Source organism: Aquirufa esocilacus (assembly GCF_042715595.1).
Lineage (GTDB): Bacteria > Bacteroidota > Bacteroidia > Cytophagales > Spirosomataceae > Aquirufa > Aquirufa esocilacus.
Map to the genome: position 1 here is coordinate 109,954 of NZ_JBBKXX010000001.1, position 20,592 is coordinate 130,545.

16 protein-coding genes are annotated in these 20,592 nt (G+C 43.2%); 10 read left to right on the forward strand and 6 right to left on the reverse strand.

Annotated features, from left to right (window positions below; translation table 11 throughout):
* Nucleotides 1–31: 31 nt before the first annotated feature.
* Genes SKC37_RS00505 through SKC37_RS00520 form a run of 4 tightly spaced genes read right to left on the reverse strand, consistent with a single transcriptional unit; the run spans nucleotide 32 to nucleotide 2,830 of the window.
* Nucleotides 32–748 (reverse strand): pyridoxine 5'-phosphate synthase, encoded by a 717-nt coding sequence (locus tag SKC37_RS00505; protein WP_377979587.1) that lies wholly within the window; start codon nucleotides 746–748, stop codon nucleotides 32–34.
* Entirely contained in the window at nucleotides 748–1,740 is a 993-nt protein-coding gene (locus SKC37_RS00510; protein ID WP_377979588.1) for an aspartate-semialdehyde dehydrogenase, read from the reverse strand. Before SKC37_RS00510 ends, SKC37_RS00505 begins: the two co-directional genes overlap by 1 nt.
* A 10-nt stretch (nucleotides 1,741–1,750) precedes the next feature.
* Nucleotides 1,751–2,233, reverse strand: a complete 483-nt coding sequence (locus SKC37_RS00515) for a hypothetical protein (RefSeq protein ID WP_377979589.1) — start codon at nucleotides 2,231–2,233, stop codon at nucleotides 1,751–1,753.
* Nucleotides 2,234–2,293: 60 nt separating this feature from the next.
* Entirely contained in the window at nucleotides 2,294–2,830 is a 537-nt protein-coding gene (locus SKC37_RS00520; protein WP_377979590.1) for a 5-formyltetrahydrofolate cyclo-ligase, read from the reverse strand.
* A gap of 113 nt (nucleotides 2,831–2,943) precedes the next feature.
* On the opposite strand from SKC37_RS00520, the gene ileS reads away from it, so the two are divergent.
* From ileS to SKC37_RS00540, 4 genes are read left to right on the forward strand one after another with little or no spacing between them, the layout of a single operon-like run.
* Nucleotides 2,944–6,330: an isoleucine--tRNA ligase gene (ileS, locus tag SKC37_RS00525; RefSeq protein ID WP_377979591.1), complete on the forward strand. Its 3,387-nt coding sequence runs from the start codon at nucleotides 2,944–2,946 to the stop codon at nucleotides 6,328–6,330.
* 2 nt (nucleotides 6,331–6,332) lie between these two features.
* On the forward strand, nucleotides 6,333–7,394 hold the full coding sequence (locus SKC37_RS00530; protein WP_377979592.1) for a tetratricopeptide repeat protein: 1,062 nt from the start codon (nucleotides 6,333–6,335) through the stop codon (nucleotides 7,392–7,394).
* A 28-nt stretch (nucleotides 7,395–7,422) separates the two neighbouring features.
* A complete protein-coding gene (gene lolB1, locus SKC37_RS00535) occupies nucleotides 7,423–8,232 on the forward strand; it encodes a lipoprotein insertase outer membrane protein LolB1 (protein WP_377979593.1) in 810 nt (269 codons plus the stop codon).
* Nucleotides 8,229–9,629, forward strand: a complete 1,401-nt coding sequence (locus SKC37_RS00540) for a murein hydrolase activator EnvC family protein (RefSeq protein WP_377979594.1) — start codon at nucleotides 8,229–8,231, stop codon at nucleotides 9,627–9,629. Before lolB1 ends, SKC37_RS00540 begins: the two co-directional genes overlap by 4 nt.
* On the opposite strand, the gene SKC37_RS00545 is transcribed toward SKC37_RS00540, so the two are convergent.
* Entirely contained in the window at nucleotides 9,626–11,944 is a 2,319-nt protein-coding gene (locus SKC37_RS00545; protein ID WP_377979595.1) for a TonB-dependent receptor, read from the reverse strand. The genes SKC37_RS00540 and SKC37_RS00545 overlap by 4 nt on opposite strands.
* A gap of 203 nt (nucleotides 11,945–12,147) precedes the next feature.
* Here SKC37_RS00545 and SKC37_RS00550 point away from each other — a divergent pair, with 203 nt between their 5' ends.
* The 5 genes from SKC37_RS00550 (at nucleotide 12,148) to SKC37_RS00570 (ending at nucleotide 16,709) form a co-directional block, all read left to right on the forward strand.
* Nucleotides 12,148–12,651 carry an RNA polymerase sigma factor gene (locus SKC37_RS00550; RefSeq protein ID WP_377979596.1) on the forward strand — a complete coding sequence of 168 codons (504 nt, stop codon included), beginning with the start codon at nucleotides 12,148–12,150 and terminating at the stop codon, nucleotides 12,649–12,651.
* 129 nt (nucleotides 12,652–12,780) lie between these two features.
* The gene (locus SKC37_RS00555; protein WP_377979597.1) at nucleotides 12,781–14,250 is read left to right on the forward strand and encodes a phytoene desaturase family protein; all 1,470 of its coding nucleotides are present in this window, start codon (nucleotides 12,781–12,783) and stop codon (nucleotides 14,248–14,250) included.
* Nucleotide 14,251: 1 nt separating this feature from the next.
* Entirely contained in the window at nucleotides 14,252–15,070 is an 819-nt protein-coding gene (locus tag SKC37_RS00560) for a phytoene/squalene synthase family protein (RefSeq protein WP_377979598.1), read from the forward strand.
* Nucleotide 15,071: 1 nt separating this feature from the next.
* Complete coding sequence (locus SKC37_RS00565) at nucleotides 15,072–15,785, forward strand: sulfite exporter TauE/SafE family protein (RefSeq protein WP_377979599.1); 714 nt, start codon at nucleotides 15,072–15,074, stop codon at nucleotides 15,783–15,785.
* A 12-nt stretch (nucleotides 15,786–15,797) separates the two neighbouring features.
* Nucleotides 15,798–16,709: an ion channel gene (locus SKC37_RS00570; RefSeq protein WP_377979600.1), complete on the forward strand. Its 912-nt coding sequence runs from the start codon at nucleotides 15,798–15,800 to the stop codon at nucleotides 16,707–16,709.
* A 51-nt stretch (nucleotides 16,710–16,760) separates the two neighbouring features.
* Here the strand turns inward: SKC37_RS00570 and SKC37_RS00575 are convergent, their stop codons facing one another.
* Nucleotides 16,761–19,106, reverse strand: coding sequence for a M1 family metallopeptidase (locus tag SKC37_RS00575; protein ID WP_377979601.1), 2,346 nt, complete (start codon nucleotides 19,104–19,106; stop codon nucleotides 16,761–16,763).
* 144 nt (nucleotides 19,107–19,250) lie between these two features.
* Between SKC37_RS00575 and xylA the strand changes: the two genes are divergently transcribed.
* The gene (xylA, locus tag SKC37_RS00580; RefSeq protein ID WP_377979602.1) at nucleotides 19,251–20,579 is read left to right on the forward strand and encodes a xylose isomerase; all 1,329 of its coding nucleotides are present in this window, start codon (nucleotides 19,251–19,253) and stop codon (nucleotides 20,577–20,579) included.
* Nucleotides 20,580–20,592: the final 13 nt, after the last annotated feature.

The following is a 20,592-nucleotide window of genomic DNA, read 5'->3' on the forward strand; positions in this document are numbered from 1 at the left end:
AAGGGCTTCGTTATGTAACGAAGCCCTTTTTTTATTTCAATTGTCTGCGGTAGAGTTGAATGGTGTTCTCTAAGCCGTAATACAAGGCGTCACATATGAGCGCGTGTCCGATGGATACCTCGTCCAAAGGATTGACGTTTGCCTGGAAAAAGGCTAAATTCTCTAGGCTTAAATCATGTCCGGCATTAATGCCTAATCCTAACTGATGGGCCCTAAAGGCTGCTTTTCGGTAAGAAGCAACAGCTTGCGTCGGATTGGTAGGAAAATCATTCGCATACGGTTCCGTGTATAATTCAATGCGATCCGTACCTGTTGTGGCAGCGGCCTCGACCATTTCTAAGACAGGGTCCACGAAAATGGAGGTGCGGATGCCGGCTTCTTTAAAGGGAGCAATCAAGCGTTTCAATAACTCTTGGTGTTGAATGGTGTCCCAGCCGTGGTTGGAGGTGATTTGGCCTAAAGCATCAGGCACTAAGGTCACTTGCTCCGGTTTAACAGCTAAAACCAATTCCACAAAAGAGGCTTCCATCGGATTGCCCTCGATATTAAACTCTGTCGTCACCGCTTCTTTCAAGGCGTACACATCCGCGTAGCGAATGTGGCGTTCATCTGGACGCGGGTGCACTGTGATGCCCTGAGCGCCAAAACGTTCGCAATCCAACGCCACCTGGATCAGATCCGGGTTATTACCACCTCGCGAGTTACGCAAGGTGGCAATTTTATTAATATTGACGCTGAGTCTAGTCATTAGATCAAATGGTGTGCCGCTAAGTATTCTGCGATTTGAACCGCATTCGTAGCCGCTCCTTTACGCAAGTTATCAGCCACGATCCAAAGGTTCAAAGAGTTCTTTTGAGATTCATCGCGGCGAATACGTCCTACAAAAACCTCATCTTTGCCATGTGCCGTGATTGGCATCGGATACAATAAGTTTTTCGGGTCGTCTTGAACAATGATTCCTTCTTCTTTTTCTAAGATCGCACGAACTTCAGCTAAATCGAAATCGTTTTCGAATTCGATGTTTACTGCTTCTGAGTGTCCACCGATCGTAGGGATACGAACCGTTGTGGCAGTCACCTTGATGGAGTCGTCCATCATGATTTTGTTCGTCTCTAAAATCATCTTCATCTCCTCTTTCGTGTATCCATTATCTTGGAAAACATCGATGTGAGGAAGAACGTTTAAATCAATTTTATGTGGATACACTTTCGCGTAATCTGTCTTTCCAGCGCGCTCATCGAACAATTGATCGACCGCTGCTTTGCCAGTACCTGTTACGGATTGATAAGTAGAAACGACTACACGCTTGATTTTGTATTTTTTGTGCAAGGGATTTAACACGACTACCATTTGGATGGTCGAGCAATTCGGGTTTGCAATAATTTTATCTGCTGGAGTCAAAGTGCTCGCATTGATTTCTGGAACGACTAATTTCTTAGTAGGGTCCATACGCCATGCGGAAGAGTTGTCCACTACGGTGATGCCGGCCGCCGCAAATTTGGGAGCCATCTCTAATGAACTGCTTCCACCTGCAGAGAAAATAGCCACGTTTGGTTTCATCGAAATCGCTGTTTCGTAACCTACTACCGTGAAGTCTTGGCCCTTAAAATTCACCTTTTTACCGATCGAACGCTCGGATGCTACCGGGATTAACTCCGTAACAGGAAAATTTCTTTCCGCTAATACTTTTAAAATTTCTCCGCCTACTAGTCCAGTGGCGCCTACAACTGCAACTTTCATTCTATTTATTTTATAATGGATATGTGATTCCTACTGATACTCCTGTTTGCCCCGAAGAGCTTAATTTTAGGCCCATTTGAGCCTTACTTAATTCATTATATCGTTTTAACGCTTTGTTGAAGTGTCTGTTACTTACGGCTCCGATGTAGACGTTTGCTAACGCTACGCCTCCCACCGCTGACCAGTAAAAGCCCTCTGATATGCTTCCTTTACTCAAATAGGTAGAAAAAGCGAACACAGTGGAGAAACCGGCTAACCAGCCTGAAAGTTTACGTTGACGTTTGAATTTCAAGAATTCGACGTTGACTTCTGGGTCTCTGGCCTCCATTAAAGGTATTTGTAAGGCCAAAGGATGGTCAACTAACTGCCTGTCATACATAAATCTCCTAGTCCAAACCCCTTGTACTTCTTCAATCGGAAGCAATTTCTTTTCCTGCGCCATAGCGCTGCCAGAGGCCAATAGTAAAAAGAAAAGTAAGCTCCTGATTTTCAAAGCAAAGTTGGGATTTTAGCCCACAAAATTAGGGCTTAAAATGGGGAATCGAAAGGAAAATTACCGAAAATCGTACAATTTTGACGGGCAAATGGCGATGTCCAAGGGTATATCATGGCTTTCGACCTCTTCGATCAAGTCAACTGGATCGAAAAGGCTGATGCCTATTTTCAGGCAATCGGGTCTACATACTGCTAGGTAACGATCATAAAAGCCTTTGCCATATCCTACGCGTTGCCCGTTTTTGTCGAATGCTAGTAAGGGGATTAATATAATATCGAAATCGGTTGATTTTACCACGGAACCGCCCACAGGTTCCGGAATACCCCAGTCCGAGTTAGCAAACGTTTTCGAAAACGCCATTTCCATTGTGCCAGCTGTAGCTGAAATAACGCGCGGGAAAGCAAAGTCGCCATTAAGTGAATCTAAACTAATTTCATTCCGATGGGGGATGGCTTTGAAGCTGGCGATGGTTTTGCCGGGTGTTAAGAAAGGGGTCAAGAATTCGATGACACGCTGGGAGCGCTCACGGAATTCTTTTTCCGTTAGTTCTGTGCGCTGCGCCAACTCTATTTTTCGAATCTCGGCTTTCTTCATATTCAAACCTAGTTAATTGCGTTCGGAATACAAATCTTCACGTGAGATGTTCCGTATAATTTTGTATTTTTGCCTCAATTTTGCCAATTTTTTCATTTTAACCCCACACGTCTGTGAGCTTTAAGGAATACAAAAATTTAGATTACGCCGCTTTGGCAGATGAAATTCTAGATTTCTGGAACGCGAATAACATCTTTGAAAAATCCATCTCCACGAGAGAGGGACAGCCTACGTTTACGTTTTTTGAAGGACCTCCTTCTGCAAACGGAACGCCGGGTATTCACCATGTGATGGCGCGGGCGATTAAGGATATTTTTTGCCGGTACCAAACCCTAAAAGGGAAGCAGGTAAAGCGTAAAGGGGGCTGGGACACACACGGTTTGCCGGTGGAATTACAGGTAGAAAAGGAATTAGGCATTACAAAAGAAGATATTGGTAAGACGATTTCGGTCGAAGAATACAATAAGAAGTGCCGCGAGACGGTGATGAAATTCACCGATCAATGGAATAGTTTGACGGAGAAAATGGGCTACTGGGTGGATCTTGAAAACCCTTACGTGACCTACCAAGCGAACTATATTGAGAGTGTTTGGAACTTATTGAAGCGTTTATACGATCAAGGTTTATTATACAAAGGCTATACGATTCAGCCTTATTCGCCAGCGGCGGGAACGGGTCTTTCGTCCCACGAATTGAATCAGCCAGGTTGCTACCGCGATGTGAAAGATACGTCTTTGACTGCGCAATTTAAGGCAATCAAGAACGCGAAATCGGAATTTTTATTTAAGGCTTCAGGCGATGCACCGGTCTATTTATTGGCTTGGACGACCACGCCTTGGACTTTGCCATCGAACACCGCTTTGACAGCTGGAAAGAATATTGCGTATGTATTGGTGAAGACCTTTAATCCGTACACCTACGTGCCGGTTTATGTAGTTTTGGCCAAAGACTTAGTTAAAAACTACTTCCAAGCAGCCGCTGAAAACGGCGACTTTGCAGCGTACGAAGCGGCAGAAAAAAAGCCGCAGGCAATTCCATATGAGATCGTTGCCTCTTGCAAAGGATCGGATTTAGAGGGAGTAGAATACGAGCAATTGATGCCTTACGTGCAGCCATCGGCGCCAGCGTTCCGTGTGATTTTAGGAGATTTTGTGACGACCGAAGATGGGACGGGTATGGTGCATACCGCACCGACTTTTGGAGCAGATGACTTTAGAGTGGCTGCCCAAAACAACATTCCAGCGCTTTTAATTACCGACGAAAACGGCAAAGAAGTGCCATTAGTCAATCGCCAAGGCCGTTTTGTGGCGCAGGTGACGGACTACGCTTTGGAACCCGTAAAAGAAGCTTATTTAACGGACGAAGAGAAAGAGGCGGAGCGCGTGAAGCAAGGCCGCGACAAGTATTTGTCAGTGGATGAACGTATTGCGATTCAATTAAAGACGGAAAATAAAGCATTTAACGTACAGAAATTTGATCACCCGTATCCACACTGCTGGAGAACGGACAAGCCGGTCTTGTATTATCCATTGGATTCATGGTTCATCAAGACGACGGCGGTAAAAGATAAATTAATCGCCTTGAATAAGACGATTCAGTGGAAACCGGAGTCGACTGGAACGGGTCGTTTCGGGAACTGGTTAGAGAATCTAGTGGACTGGAACTTGTCTCGTTCTCGCTATTGGGGAACGCCGTTGCCTATTTGGCGGACAGAAGATGGTTCAGAGGAAATCTGCATAGGTTCTTTAGAGCAATTGAAAACGGAGATTGAGAAGGCGCAGGCTTCAGGGGCTCTGTCGGACGTTCAGGCAAAAGGTAACGCAGCTTTTTTAAAGGCTTTAGCAGCTGGAGAGGCAGACTTGCACCGTCCATTTGTGGATGAGGTGTTCTTGCTTTCAGCGACAGGAAATGTGTTGACGCGTGAACTGGATTTGATCGACGTTTGGTTCGATTCAGGTGCGATGCCGTTTGCGCAGTGGCATTATCCATTCGAAAATCAAGATGTATTCAAGCAGAGTTATCCGGCGGATTTCATCTCGGAAGGGGTGGATCAAACGCGTGGTTGGTTCTTTACGCTGCACGCGATTTCGAGCATGGTGGAAGATTCTGTGGCGTTCAAGAATGTCGTTTCGACGGGATTGGTTTTGGACAAAAACGGAAACAAGATGTCCAAACGCCTAGGCAACGCCATCGATCCATTCGAGACCTTGAAAGCCTACGGAGCAGATCCGACGCGCTGGTATATGATCACGAATGCGCAGCCTTGGGATAACTTAAAGTTTGATTTAGCAGGGATTACGGAGGTGCGCAACAAGTTCTTTGGCACACTGACAAATACCTATAATTTCTTCGCTCTTTATGCTAATCTCGATGGGTTTGAGCAAAAAGGCATTAAAGAGGAAGACTTAACGGAATTAGACCGTTGGATTCTATCTAAATTAATGAATTTGATCGCGGAGGTCGATGAGGCTTTTGAGACCTACGAGCCTACAAAAGCAGGTCGTGCGATTCAAGATTTCGTATGTGATCACTTGTCTAACTGGTATGTTCGCTTGTCACGCCGACGCTTCTGGAATCCGGAAACGGCGAATCAGGCGATCAACGCGGATAAACAAGCGGCTTACGAGACTTTATACCATTGTTTAGAGACGGTGGCGCAATTAATGTCGCCGATCGCGCCGTTCTACGGAGAATGGTTGTATAAGAATTTGACGGGCAAAGAATCGGTTCACTTGACGCATTTCGCGAAGGTAAATCCGAGCCTACAAAACCCAGCCTTAGAAACGTCGATGGAATTAGCGCAAGGTATTTGTTCGCTAGTTCACTCGATTCGCAAGGTACACCGCCTGAAAGTGCGTCAGCCTTTAGCGCAGGTACTAGTGCCGGTATTGCAAGAGTCCGTAAGAGACCAAATCCGTCGCGTGGAAGATCTGATCAAATCAGAGGTAAACGTGAAGGAGGTCAATTATCTGAATGATGCGTCTGGGGTATTGAACAAGAAAGTGAAGCCTAATTTCAAGGCTTTAGGGCCGAAGTTCGGAAAAGATATGAAAGTGGTCGCGGAGGCCATCACAGGAATGTCATCAGATGATTTAGCGTCGATCGAATCAGCTGGATCTGCGAAGATTCAAGGATTTGAGATCGATTTAGCGGATATTGAAATCTTGACAGAGGATATGCCGGGTTATTTGACGGCAAGCGAGGGTGGATTGACCATCGCGTTAGACAATACCTTAACGCCTGAATTAGTTCGCGAGGGGAACGCACGTGAATTCGTGAATCGTATCCAAAACTTGCGTAAAGATTCTGGTTTCGATGTGACGGACAAAATACATATCCAAGTGCAGCGTTCGGACGAAGAATGGACGGCCAGCTTGAATGAATTCAAAGCCTATATCTCTCAGGAGGTGCAAGCCTTGAGTTTGGAATGGGTGGATTCGGCTTCGACGGAACTTACTTTTGAGGAGTCTAACTTGTTCGTGAATGTCACGATAGCCTAAAAATGATGAAAAAACTCACCTGCTTACTATTCTTGCTGTGTGGGTTTTTTCGTGTTTCTGCGCAATCCGAAGAGTTGATGGTGGACGGGATGCGGGCGTATATGAAAGAGGATTTTGGCGAGGCTATCTTGGTTTTCGAGAAACTCGCTAAAGTGCAGTCGCAGGAGCCGGCGGTCTTTTATTATTTGGCCAAAAGTTACCTGGCAGATAAACAACTCAATTCAGCAAGGACTAATGCGGAGAAAGCACATCTTCTCTCGCCCTACTCGTTTGATTACGGTCTTTTATATGGAGACTTACTTTTAGCGAAAAAGGAATACAAAAAGGCGTTGGACTGCTTTGAAAAACTGCTGGCCTACGATGATCACCGGTTTGATAATGAACCTGACATGATTCGGGTGAAGCAATTTGTCTTTTTGTCTAAAGGAGATGAGGCCAAAGAATCAGTTGATAAAAATGCCTATTATCTACAAGCAGCAAATTTGGGTCCGGTTCAAGAAGAACTTTGGGTACGTATCATACAGCTGGATTGGGAATTAAATCGAAAAGAAGCCGTGGTGGAACACGCATTAGAGGCATTGGAAAATTATCCTCGAATGGCCCCTTGGGTGTATCCGATTTTGGGTGATGCTTACCAGGCCTTGGGGAACAATTCGGCGTCAGATGCAGCCTTTAATAAAGCCTTAGCTGCGAATCCGAAGGATGACCATGTACTAAATAATTACAGTTATTTCCTGTCCATCAGAAAAGAAAAATTAGCTTTAGCGGATTCGCTATCTGCCCGTTTAGTGGCAGATCACCCCCGCAACGGCACCTATTTAGATACGAGGGCTTGGGTTTTGTATGAATTAAAACGCTATCCAGAGGCTCGCGTAGCGATGGAGGCCGCGTTGAAAGATAAAGAAAACATATCAGCGACTTTGTGGGAACATTACGGGGATGTACTTTTTCGCCTGAAATTAATGGACAAAGCGTTGGAGGCTTGGAAGCAAGCGTTTCGCTTAGATCCAGCCCGCGAATCTGTAGATAAAAAGATTCGGATGCGTCAAATTCCCGAAAATTGAGCTATTTTTGTTACCAAAATTCCTCCTTATGCGGATTCTGTTTAGTCTTGTTTTTCTTTTTCTTCTAGGCGCTTGCGCTCCGAAGGTGACGGTGGCGACGACTAATCCACTAAAAGCAGATTCGATTCAAGTAGATTCCACTCCCATAGTAGCTGCGGTTGTACCGGTAGAAGTGGTAGATCAACAAACTTCATCTGAAGATTTGAACTTCACTTATTTGAAAGCGAAATCCAAGGTAATGTGGAAAACACGCTCGAATACGGACAATTACATCGTAGATATTCGGATGAAAAAAGATAGCATCATCTGGGCTAACATTTCCGTATCGATGATTTCAGGTGCGGCGGTTTTATTCACGAAAGATCGAGTGCAATTCTATCACAAAATCAATAACGAATACACGAATCTAACTTACGATAGCCTGAGTACAAGTTTAGGTTTTAAAGTAACGTATGATTTGATCCAAAATATGATTGTAGGTAATCAGCCTTACAAAAAAAACAATTCGCGTAGAGTCGTTCGTGAGAATGAGAACTTCTTAGTCAAACAGCAAGAAGGGCGTGTGGAGGTCAATAATTGGGTAGGTCCGAATCGGAAATTGAAAAAATTGTCGGTAAGTGATTTGCCTACTTCTAACAAATTAACGTTAGATTATGAGGATTTTTCTTCGCTAAATTCCGCTCTATTCCCTTTTTCAAGTTCGATTACGTTGGATGTGAAAAATAAAGAAAATCAGTTCAACCAGACGCTGATTACGATTAAATATTCCAAAGTAGAGTTGTTAGAAACGCCTTTGGAATTTCCTTTTAAAGTCCCAGCCAAACTATTAAAGCCTTGAAATACCTTTTAGTTCTTTTCGCGTTCCTTTTTACAAGTTCATCTTTCGCTCAGACAGATAAGAAAGCTGCATTAGAACAGCAGAAGAAAGACAATTTGTCCAAAATCAAGGAACTCAATTCCATTATTTCTCGTACATCGAAGAAGAAAAAGGCATCAATCGGTAAGTTAAATGTGCTGAAAGAGCAGATTGGGGTTCAGAAAAAGCAGATTACGGTGTTGGAACAAAACCAAGAAATTTTGGCGGAAGAAGCACAAAAACTGCGCGAAGAGGGTGACGTGTTAAAGGCTAAATTAGAGCGTTTGAAGAAAGAATATGCCTTGATGATTTATGAGGCACAAAAATCATCATCGGTATACAATAAAATGAGTTTCCTTTTGCTTTCGAATGATTTGGGGGAATTTGTACGTCGTTTTGATTACCTGCGTCATTATTCTGCTAATCGTAAAAAGCAAGCTGATTTGATCTTTAAGACGCGTCAAGATTTAATGACGCAAGAGCAAAAAGTAGTCTTCAAAAAACAAGAGGAGGAAAAAGTTCTCGTGGAGAAAGAGGGGGAGAAGAAAAAACTTGAAGTGCTAAAAACGAAAGAAGATAAGGTCGTAACCGTTTTGACGCAGCAAGAGAAAAAACTAAAGACGGAATTAGAGCGAAAGAAGTTGGCAGTTCGTAAATTGGATAATTTGATTGCCGGAATTGTGAGACGCGAAATCCAAAAAAGTATTGAGCGGGAACGTAAATTACGTCAAGCTCGTCAAGTGAAGAAAGTAGAGGTAGCGAAACCGAAGTTGCCTGAGGTTAAGAAAGGGGAGACGACAAAGATCATAGCGGATAAGCAGCCGGACAAAAAAGTGTCAGAAAAAGAGGAGAAAAAAACCGAGGTGGCTGAGACGAAGAAAGCAAAAGCTGACCCAGCCCCAGCTCCTGCAGAAGAGAAAAAGTTAGAGAGTAATACGTATTACATGAATTCGGATGAAGCGAAATTAGCGAGCTCTTTTGCTGCTTTGCGAGGCCGCATGCCTTTCCCGGTGCCATCAGGATTTATTTCTGATCACTTTGGGGTACATAAACATCCTACTTTGAAAGGAGTAATGATCAATAATAATGGGATTGATATTCAAACATCGCCAGGAGCTCCTGTTCACTCGGTCTATGATGGAGTCGTACAATCTGTTGTGAATATTCCTGGAATCAACAATGTAGTGGCGATTCAACACGGTGATTATTTCACGGTTTATAGTAAGCTCGCTAATGTGTCTGTCAGTGTAGGAACCCGCGTTAAAACGGGTCAAAGAATTGGTTCTGTGGCTTCTGATGAAGATGGTACGGCAGAGATTAATTTCCAAGTTTGGAAAAATACAGTACGCCAAAATCCAGAGTCGTGGCTTCGCCGCTAAAAAGTGTAGGCCAGCCTTAGGCTGATATTTCGCCCTTGATCATCTGCATAATAGCGAAAGCGATTCAAATAGTCACGGTATGCGGCATTTAACGCATTCGAAATGCGGAGGCTAATGTCGATGCCTCGAATGCTCATTCCCGCATTCAAATTAACCAAAAAATACCCTGCTGGTGGCGCCGCATAGTCAGATCCCGTTTCTATGCGTGTCTGCTTTGATACTTGAGTTATTCCACCACTTACATAAGCTTTGTTCTTTTGGAAAGCGTACCTGATGAGGTATTCAAATCGATCTGCAGGTATATTCACCATATATTGATCATTCTGCGTATCGAAAGCCCTCACAATACTCGTTTTCTGTTGTACCGATAAGCGTGGGCTAATCAGGTAACTTGCTTGAAAATCAATCCCTTGAAAGCGTGCATCTATTTGTTGGTAACTAAAAATAGGAAAGACCCCTCTGACCGTGGTCGCATAAGTCGCTGTCAAGTTGATGACAGATGGACGTAAATAAATGAAGTTATGAATATGATTTGAATACAAACCCAGTTCTATATCCCATCGTTCAGGTTTAAAATTAGTGGTAAGGCTGAAATTTGTCCCCGTCTCTCCCTGCAAGCTAGGGTCCCCTATTTCGTAAGCGCCAGCCCCGTGATGTACTCCGTTAGAGAATAATTCATTAGCTCCAGGAGCCCGAAAAGCACGTGAAATAGTTAATTGGCTTTCTGTCCTGAAATTCCAACGGTATTTAAATCCAATGCTGCCAGAAAACCCACTAAACACCTGTTTGTTGCGCAAAATAATAGGTGAAAAATTAGCTTTAGGGCGGTAGGTTTCAATTTCTTTTTCATCATAGCGAAGTCCCGCTTCCAATTCCCATTTTTCTGTTACTCTTCTTTCTATAGCAAAAAAACCAAAGTTTTGAAGCGAATAATTAGGTAGAAGACTAGTGGTTAAACTAGGATTAGGGACTCTATTGCCGGAGGTTCTATTTCCTTGGTCTAAAAAAGTTAAGCCTATCTGTCCCTTCCAAAGTTTACTTGTGTTCGTTTCATCATAGAGGAATTCCCCACTATAAGTATTTAAATTGAACCGAAGCGTATTAATGTTTTTGCCAGCTCTAAGTACATCTAATTCCCAACGTTCGTCTGATTGTGCAGCGGCCGTAGCTCGTAAGGTGGCGCGATTAGGAAAGTGATAGTAGGCTTTTATTTTGGCCAAATCATGCCATACGTCCTGATTTGGACGATCAATTCTACGTATAAATTTTTCTGGCGTAAAGGCAGGCAACGGCCTTTCTCTAGCAATCGAATTCTCTAAATCAGAAATAGTACCAATGTGAGACCCTTCATAGATGCCTATTACTGTGTGAAATCGGCTAATAAATGCCTCTGCTCCATACAAATGGGATCTATACCCTGCTGCTAGGGACACATTTTCCTCTTTTATACCCGTATTACTCAGGAAGTAATCTGCTGTCTGTATATTTCCGCCATCTTTCAACGTGCCTTGAATACGCCATCCCCAGCCTTTTTTTCGAGGGATTCCTCCATCCAATAGTCCAGATAACACACCTTGCCTTCCATTACTAAAGTAAATACTTTGTATTGAACCGTGGATGGCTGAGCTGTCAGGAAGAGCGTCTGGTTCGAGCATCACAATGCCACCGATGGCATCGCCACCGTATCGAAGACCGCCTGGTCCTTTAATCACTTGGATATTTTTAGAAACAAAAGGGTCGATTTCAGGCGCGTGTTCACTACCCCAGTTTTGGCCTTCTTGCCTAACTCCTTGATTTAAAATAATTACTCTGCTGGAGTGCAAGCCGTGAATCACCGGTTTAGAAACAGAACTCCCCGTTTGAAGACTTTGAACGCCGGTTAAGCCTTTTAACATCTCTCCTAAAGACAATCCATCTTTCTGAGAACGTTCTTCTGCACTTAATTCAGATTTTAATTGAGCCGTGATTTCTTGTTTTCTTCCTTGAACGAACACCTCTTGTAAATGTTCATCATGCGTGCTTAAAAGGAAATCTTCCTCTTTTTCATCTTCCAGATTTATCACGGTTTCAATGGTGTCGAAACTTGCCATTTGGCACACCAAGGTATACTTTCCGGGACAAAGGTCATTGAGGATAAATTGTCCTTTTGCATCTGAAATGGTGGCCTTATTTGTCCCTTTAATGTATACATAAGCTCCGGGGACTTTTTCTTTATTCTCTTTAGAGGCCACAATACCTTTCAATGTACACTGGCAATTCGTTTGTGCGAAACCATTGAAAGTAAGGAATGCGAGAAGAATAAATAGGTATTTCATGTGACAAATAGGGTTTAAAGATAGGTTAAATCCCCCTTTTAAACGAATCTTCTTAGGCCTAAACGATTAATCGTTTTTGTGTGGCGATGAATGAGCTAATTGTGGATATAAAATTTTGTTTAATCTTTTTAAATATTTTTTAAACAAATTATTTGTTTTGTTTAATCTTTTTATAAATTTGTTGAACAAAACAGATGATCGATATGACAGCTCTTGAGTTTACTTACCAAATAGGCACTTTTTCGAAGTTTTTACGCCCTTTCGCGTTGCGTTTAACAAAGGACGGAGACGATGCAAATGACTTAGTACAAGACACGTTAGTGAAAGCTTTCACGAATCGGGAGAAATACCAGGACGGAACAAACTTGAAAGCCTGGTTATTCACGATCACGAAAAACACATTCATTACGCAATACCAGCGTATGGTGCGTCGCAATACGTTTATCGATACGACGGAAAATTTACATTACATTAATTCGATGGAATCGCTCCAAGAAAATAAGGCAGTGAACTCATTCGTCAGCGAAGATATTCAATCTGCCTTAGGGAAAATTGATTCGATGTATCGTGTTCCTTTTATGATGTATTTCGAAGGGTTTAAATACCATGAGATTGCTGAAGAATTAGACCTTCCTATCGGTACAGTTAAAAATAGAATATTTATGGCGAGACGGGATTTGAAAAACCATCTCCACATGTACGCCTAAGAGTTTATAATGGTTTTGATTAGTTTTTTGGTTAACAGAAGGAAGCAAAAAGTCAGATTTTATCTGACTTTTTCTTTTTAGGCTTTAGGCCAAAAGAAAGATCGGTATATTTGTTAAATTAGTGGAAATATGAAGAAAGTAATCGTCATAGGAGCAGGTTTCTCCGGACTTTCAGCAGCGACTGAGTTAGCTTCGAAAGGATATGAGGTCCAAATTTTGGAAAAGAATGATCACGCTGGTGGTCGCGCGCGGGTTTTTCAGTCGAATGGCTTCACCTTTGACATGGGTCCGTCATGGTATTGGATGCCGGATATTTTTGAAACGTATTTTAATCGATTCGGGAAAAAGCCGGCAGACTATTACAATTTAGTTCGCCTGGACCCCTCGTATTCGGTCATCTTATCTGAGACAGAAACCATTGATTTGCCCGCGAATTATGCAGATTTAAAAACCTTGTTTGAATCCTACGAACCTGGAGCCGCGGCGCAGCTAGATGCATTTATGGAGCAGGCGGCCTATAAATACAAAGTGGGTATTCAAGATTTTGTTTGGAAGCCCTCTCGTAAAATCACGGAATTTTTAAGCCTTAAATTACTCATCGACGCGATTCGAATTGATGTTTTTTCCTCGTTTTACAAGCATATTCGTAAGTTCTTTACTTCGCCTACGTTGTTGAAATTGATGGAATTCCCCATCTTATTCTTAGGGGCCATTTCTGAAAATACCCCTGCGATGTACTCGCTCATGAACTACGCTGAAATCAAATTAGGCACTTGGTATCCGATGGGAGGGATGCACCATATCGTCAAAGGGATGGTAGCATTAGCGGAGGAGAAAGGGGTGAAGATTACCTATAATGCAGAAGTACAAGGATTCGAGATTGTCAATGGAAAAGTAAAAGGTGTTAAAACGGCGGCCGGATTACAACAAGCAGATGCGTTCGTGGCTGGGGCTGATTACCACCACGTGGAAGAATTGCTAGGCGATGGATTGCGTAATTATGATGAAGCTTATTGGGATAAGCGCGTGATGGCTCCATCTTCCCTCTTGTTTTACCTTGGAATTTCGAAACGTTTGCCTAATCTAAAGCACCACAATTTATTTTTTGACCGTGATTTCACGGTTCATTCACACGAGATTTATACTGATCCTGCTTGGCCATCTGATCCGCTTTTCTATGCGTCAGCACCGTCCGTAACGGATCCATCTGTAGCGCCTGATGGGTGTGAAAATGTATTTTTATTGATTCCGGTAGCACCTGATTTGGAAGATACCGAAGAGAGAAGAGAGAAATATTTTGATCAATTAATGGATCGATTAGAGGCACATTGTGGCGTTTCCATTCGCGACTCTATCGTGTACAAACGTTCCTATGCACACCGGGATTTTAAATCAGATTACCACGCCTACAAGGGTAATGCGTATGGTTTAGCCAATACACTACTACAGACGGCGATTTTAAAGCCAACCTTGAAAAATAAGCACCTAGATAATTTATATTATTCGGGTCAATTAACGGTTCCTGGCCCTGGTGTGCCACCCTCTTTGATTTCAGGGATTGTGGTGGCGACAGAGGTCGATAAAGAATTAAAAGGATAATATGGATTTATACTTACAAGTTTCTCTTGCCTCAAGTAAGTTATTGACGAAGGCTTATTCGACATCTTTTTCTTTGGGAATTCGAACGCTAGATGAAAAAGTGCATGATCCTATCTATGCGGTTTATGGCTTTGTGCGTTTAGCGGATGAGATTGTGGATACTTTCCATGATCAAGACAAAGCGGCGTTATTGCAGCGTTTTCGGGAGGATACTTACCGCGCCATAGAGGAGAAAATTAGTTTAAATCCCATACTTCATTCGTTTCAATGGGCGGTGAATAAGTACGGGATGGAACGGGAATTAATTGATGCGTTCTTGTATTCAATGGAATTGGATTTGACCAAAAGGGATTATAGTCTAGCAGAATACAAAAAATACATCTATGGTTCAGCTGAAGTAGTAGGCTTGATGTGCCTGCGCGTTTTCTGTGAGGGCAATCCGGAGGAATATGAATCGTTGAAAGAGGATGCTTGTGCCTTAGGTTCTGCTTTTCAAAAAATTAATTTCCTCCGCGACATTCGTTCCGATTACGACGAGCGCGGTCGCGTATATTTCCCTGGAGTCGACTTTATGACTTTCACGGATGCGGAGAAAAAGGAGATTGAAGCGGATATTCAATTGGATTTTGACGCTGGTTTGCGTGGAATTCATCGCTTACCTACCGTTGCTCGCAAAGGCTGTTTACTAGCTTATGAGTATTATATCCGATTGTTTGAAAAGATCAAAGCTTTGCCAGCCTCACGCATTAAAGAGGAACGTATTCGCGTCGCAGACTGGGAAAAGATGTTTATTTATTTCCAATTAGCCATTCGTAAATAGCGTGGAGTTAATCCTATTGTTAGCCATTATGGCATTTTTGTATGCCTCAGTGGGGCACGGCGGCGCGAGCGGCTACCTAGCCGTCATGGCTATTTTTGCGATTGCTCCGCCAGTGATGAAGCAAACCGCGCTATTGTTGAATCTAGGCGTATCGTTAATGTCATTTATTGCTTTTTACCGCCAAGGATATTTTAAATGGAATTTGTTTTGGCCTTTTGCCCTCGGATCTATTCCGGCAGCTTTTTTAGGCGCACGTATTCCATTGACGGATTCGACGTATAAACAGATTTTAGGAGCCTGTCTTTTTTTAGCGGTCATTCGGATGGTGGTCTCGTTCAAAGATACAACGCGAAGAAGTATGCCTATGGCCTTGGGTATATTTACAGGAGCAGCCATCGGTTTACTATCTGGGATGATCGGTATTGGCGGAGGAATTATTTTAAGTCCACTTTTATTGCTTTTCCGTTGGGCAAGTTTAAAAGAAGCGGCAGCCGTTTCAGCTCTTTTTATTTTTGTGAACTCGATTTCAGGTTTGGCCGGTTTGAAAACCTGGATTCCGATGGATCAATCTCAAATGATGTATTGGTTAGCGGCGTCCTTAGTGGGAGGTTTCTTAGGGGCTCGTTGGGGTGCCGCTATAGCTTCGAATACGAAAGTGAAGTGGATATTGGCTTTGGTTTTAGTGATTGCATCCCTTAAATTGTGGTTCGTATAAGGTAGTAATAGGATGGAAAATGTAAATCAAGATACAGGCTTTGGGGAAAGAACCTCGGACATGGGTGGCCGAATGGTCAACAAGGATGGGAGTTTTAATATCAAGCGGATTGGAATTAGTGTAAGGGATCGAGCCAGCGGTTACCAAAGTATGCTGACGATGCCGCGTTGGCGCTTTTTGGCGATAATCTTTATTTTCTATTTCTTGATCAACTGCTTTTTCACTGCCTTGTATTGGCTCGCAGGTCCATCCGGATTGGAAGGAGTGGAGAAGGTGAAGTTTTGGGGGAGAATCAAAGAATTATTCTTCTTTTCTACGCAGACATTTACGACGGTAGGGTATGGTCGAGTAAATCCGGTGGGTGAAATTACGAACTGGATTGCAGCCATCGAATCCTTAATCGGTTTTCTTTCTTTTGCGATTGCTGCCGGTCTTTTATATGGTCGTTTTTCGCGTCCTAGGTCTTTTATACGCTTTTCGGATAGCTTGGTCTATGCGAATTACCGCCAGGGTAAGGCCTTTATGTTTCGCTTGGTATGCTACAAAGATGATCACTTGTTGACGAATGCAGAAGTGAAGTTGAATGCTCGAATCGTCACGAAGAATCAAGGTTATCAGTTCTTTAACTTAAAATTAGAGCGGAGTCACGTGGATAGTTTGGTGTTGAACTGGACGGTTGTTCATCCGATTGATGAAGACTCCCCGTTTTTTAATTTATCCCAAAAAGAAATTGTCAATCTTCAGCCCGAAATTTCCGCTGACCTGACTGGCTTCGATGAAGTGTATTCCAGCGTGGTGGTGGCCCGCGTATCCTACGCAATTAAAGACTTTAAGTTTGGCTTTAAATTCTTGCCTATGTATTTCGGTCGGAACCAGCGGACGGAATTAGATTTATCGAAATTAAACCTGATCGATCAGGAATAAAAAAAGCCCCGAGCGACCGGGGCTTTTTTATGAAATCAAGGTTATGAAATCTTAGTTTTTAGATCCTGTAACCGCTCCAGATTTCTCTTTCGCATTCTTGGCTTCTTGCATCGGATTTACTCCTCCGCTATACGTTCTGCCCTGCATCTTGAACAATTGTACCTTGGTAGGTTGAGCTGGCTCACGTGGGAAAGCGTTGTCTTCCGTATCGATATCCGCGATTTCGAAGAATGGATCTAGCGTCCACTTTACCACTTTCTTAGATGTTGGGATGATTTTCTTCGCCGTTACATCGTTCAAACGCCAAACCTCCGCCGGGAAGCGCAATACCTCTTCGGTACCATCTTCATAGTTCAAACGAACAATTACGGGCATTGGTAAACCGCCTTTGTTCTTGAAGTTAACTACATAGAAGTTTTTGCCCTCAGAAACTAATTTCTTCTCGTCGTCATTCAATGACGCCATGTAATCTTGGTATTTCTTCTTATCTGCTTCTGTAGGAGCGAAGCGATCGTAGGTATTGTAGAAGTCCGTTAAATCAGGATTTTCCTCTACAACCGTGCGCTTGATATCTGTTTTGTTGCGAATCGCTGACATTGTCTTGCCTTTTGCTTCGGCAACTGCTTTATCTCCTGCCTTTTTAATCGCAGGATCTTGTGTATCGATTCCGTACCATTCCACTGTCTCAATCGACTGATTCACTGGTTCCGTTCCGTAGAACCAACCTCTCCAGAACCAATCCAAATCCACACCTGACGCATCTTCCAACGTACGGAAGAAGTCTGCTGGATACGGTTGTTTGAACGCCCAACGACGCGCATACTCTTTGAAGGCATAATCAAATAATTCGCGACCCATGACGGTTTCACGCAGGATATTTAAGGCCGTAGCTGGTTTCGCGTAAGCATTATTTCCAAAATCCATGATATTCTCCGAGTTCGCCATAATAGGCACCTGGTTCTTCGAATCTAAACGCATGTAGGGAACAATCGATTGAGGCTCGCCACGACGCGCAGGGAAGTTGCGATCCCATTCTTGCTCCGCTAAGTATTGGCAAAAGGTATTTAAACCCTCATCCATCCAAGACCATTGGCGCTCATCCGAGTTAATAATCATCGGGAAGAAGTTGTGACCCACTTCGTGGATAATTACACCAATCATCCCGTTTTTCACGTTCTCCGTATACGTTCCATCTGCTTCTGGACGACCGCCATTAAAGGAAATCATCGGATACTCCATTCCACCACCCGCTGTCGCGTGGCAAGAAATGGCAACTGGATATGGATAAGCTACCGTTCTTTTTGAATACGAACGAAGTGTATGCGCTACCACCATGGTTGAATATTTACCCCAAAGTGGATTTCCCTCTTTCGAATAGTAGGACATTGCCCATACTTTCTTGCCTTCCACCTCTACTTGCATTGCATCCCAAATAAATTTACGTGATGCGGTGAAAGCAAAGTCACGCACATTATCCGCTTTGAATACCCAAGTCTTTTTTCCTGTTGGAACACTTTTTTCCGCTGCAATAGCTTCCTCTTGATTCACAATAGCCACCGGGCGAGTCGCCGTTTTGGCTTGCTCCCAACGTTTTAATTGCGTCGCAGTCATCACTTGATTTGGGTTTAATAACTCTCCACCTGCACCTACGACGATATCATTAGGAGCTGTGATCGCTACTTTATAATTCCCAAAATTCAACGTGAATTCACCTTGGCCCATGAACTGCTTGTGCTGCCAGCCATATACATCATTGTACACTGCTAAACGAGGGAACCAATGAGCGATAAAGTAATTCGCGATATTCTCTTTGCCTAAAATTTCATAGCCAGAACGACCATAATAGGCTGTGATCAAATAATTCCAATCAATGCCAAAGTTCACCGAAGCACCCGATTTTAACGGAGTGGGTAAGTCAATGCGCATCATTGTTTGATTGATTGTGTGACGCAATGGATTGCCTTTAGCATCTTTCACAGCCGTGATTTTATAGCCGTAATCTTTCGGATCCGTTAATTCTTGAAAAGCACCAGCGCTGATGCCATTCTTGATTTCACCCGTCTTCGCTGTTTTACCAGGGGCATTTTTCTCAAATAGATTTTGGTCTAATTGAATCCACAAATACGGTAAATCATCTGGTGAATTGTTGTAATACGTGATCGTTTCAGACCCAATGATTTTGCGATTAATGTCATCAAGTTCGACTTTGATGTCATAATCCGCGCGTTGCTGCCAATAATCTTTACCTGGAGAACCACTCGCGGTCCGGTAAGAATTAGGCGTAGGCAAAGTCGATTCCAATTGCTCGAATCGGTTGTTTGCGTTAAATGAGGTTTGAGCTTTCGCGGGTAACAAGAGGATCGTTAACGCGACTAGCGTGAGTAGTTTTTTAAGCATGTTGAAAAGGTTATTTTGTGCAAAATAGGAAATTTTCTCAACAATTGTAGCTGTGCTAATCTGTGCTAAAATATATTTGTATATAATAGGTATAATATGTAGTTTTGGGACTTTAAGAAGAAACAACATTAAGCATTATATATCATGAGTGTAATCATTGGTCAAAAAGAGTATTTCAAAGGCATTGGTCAAATCAAATTTGAAGGTGCAGAATCAGACAATCCGTTCGCATTCCGTTATTACGATGAGAATCGCATCGTTGCCGGCAAGAGTATGAAGGAACACCTTCGTTTTGCGATTGCGTATTGGCATTCGTTTTGCGGTGATGGGGCGGATCCTTTTGGACCAGGAACACACCACTACCCTTGGGATGTGGCTTCAGATGCACGTCATCGTGCGGCTGATAAAGCTGATGCGGCTTTTGAATTTATTACGAAGATGGGAGCACCTTACTATTGTTTCCACGATGTGGATGCGATTGATGGGCATAATGATCCCAAAGAATTTGGTGATCGCGTGAAATTCATCACGGATATTTTTGCCAAAAAACAAGCAGAAAGCGGCGTAAAGCTTTTGTGGGGAACGGCAAACTTGTTCTCGAACGAGCGCTATATGAACGGTGCTTCTACGAACCCGAACTTTGAAGTAGTGGCTCATGCAGGTGCTCAATTAAAAGGCGCTATCGATGCAACGATTACCTTAGGTGGCGAAGGCTATGTGTTCTGGGGAGGTCGTGAAGGTTATATGAGCTTGTTAAATACCGATATGAAGCGCGAACGCGAAAACTTCGCTCGCATGTTACATACCTGTGTGGAATATGCACGTCGCAATGGTTTCAAAGGTAAGTTCTTCATCGAACCTAAGCCTTGTGAGCCTACGAAACACCAATACGATTACGATGCGGCAACGGTGATTGGTTTCTTACGCGAGTTCGATTTATTATCAGAATTTGGCCTAAACTTAGAAGTAAACCATGCTACTTTAGCTGGACACACCTTTGCACACGAATGCCAAGTGGCTTCAGACGCAGGTATGTTAGCGTCTATCGATGCGAACCGCGGAGATACGCAAAACGGCTGGGATACGGATCAATTCCCGACGGACATTTACGAATGGGCGGAGGCGATGTCTATCATCTTAAAGCAAGGTGGATTAGCTGGTGGTGGAATTAACTTTGACGCGAAACGTCGTCGTAATTCAACGGATATGGCTGATTTATTCTATGCGCACATCGGTGGTATGGATACGATTGCTCGTTCTTTATTGATCGCAGAGAAAATCGCGAAACATGGCGAGATGGATCGTTTGAAAGCGGAGCGTTATGCAAGCTTTAACTCGGGTAAAGGAGCGGATTATGCAGCCGGAAAATTGAAATTAGAAGATTTATACAAAATCGCGATCGAGGTAGGGGAACCTGCTCAGATCTCCGGCAAGCAAGAATACTTAGAGAATTTGTTAGGCCGTTTTGTTTAAAAATACGTAATTC

Bases quoted from the DNA above. Each gene is read 5' to 3' on its own strand.
- SKC37_RS00505 (WP_377979587.1), bottom strand. From the start codon at position 748: ATGACTAGACTCAGCGTCAATATTAATAAAATTGCCACCTTGCGTAAC.
- SKC37_RS00510 (WP_377979588.1), bottom strand. From the start codon at position 1,740: ATGAAAGTTGCAGTTGTAGGCGCCACTGGACTAGTAGGCGGAGAAATT.
- SKC37_RS00520 (WP_377979590.1), bottom strand. From the start codon at position 2,830: ATGAAGAAAGCCGAGATTCGAAAAATAGAGTTGGCGCAGCGCACAGAA.
- SKC37_RS00530 (WP_377979592.1), top strand. From the start codon at position 6,333: ATGATGAAAAAACTCACCTGCTTACTATTCTTGCTGTGTGGGTTTTTT.
- lolB1 (WP_377979593.1), top strand. From the start codon at position 7,423: ATGCGGATTCTGTTTAGTCTTGTTTTTCTTTTTCTTCTAGGCGCTTGC.
- SKC37_RS00545 (WP_377979595.1), bottom strand. From the start codon at position 11,944: ATGAAATACCTATTTATTCTTCTCGCATTCCTTACTTTCAATGGTTTC.
- SKC37_RS00550 (WP_377979596.1), top strand. From the start codon at position 12,148: ATGACAGCTCTTGAGTTTACTTACCAAATAGGCACTTTTTCGAAGTTT.
- SKC37_RS00555 (WP_377979597.1), top strand. From the start codon at position 12,781: ATGAAGAAAGTAATCGTCATAGGAGCAGGTTTCTCCGGACTTTCAGCA.
- SKC37_RS00560 (WP_377979598.1), top strand. From the start codon at position 14,252: ATGGATTTATACTTACAAGTTTCTCTTGCCTCAAGTAAGTTATTGACG.
- SKC37_RS00570 (WP_377979600.1), top strand. From the start codon at position 15,798: ATGGAAAATGTAAATCAAGATACAGGCTTTGGGGAAAGAACCTCGGAC.
- SKC37_RS00575 (WP_377979601.1), bottom strand. From the start codon at position 19,106: ATGCTTAAAAAACTACTCACGCTAGTCGCGTTAACGATCCTCTTGTTA.
- xylA (WP_377979602.1), top strand. From the start codon at position 19,251: ATGAGTGTAATCATTGGTCAAAAAGAGTATTTCAAAGGCATTGGTCAA.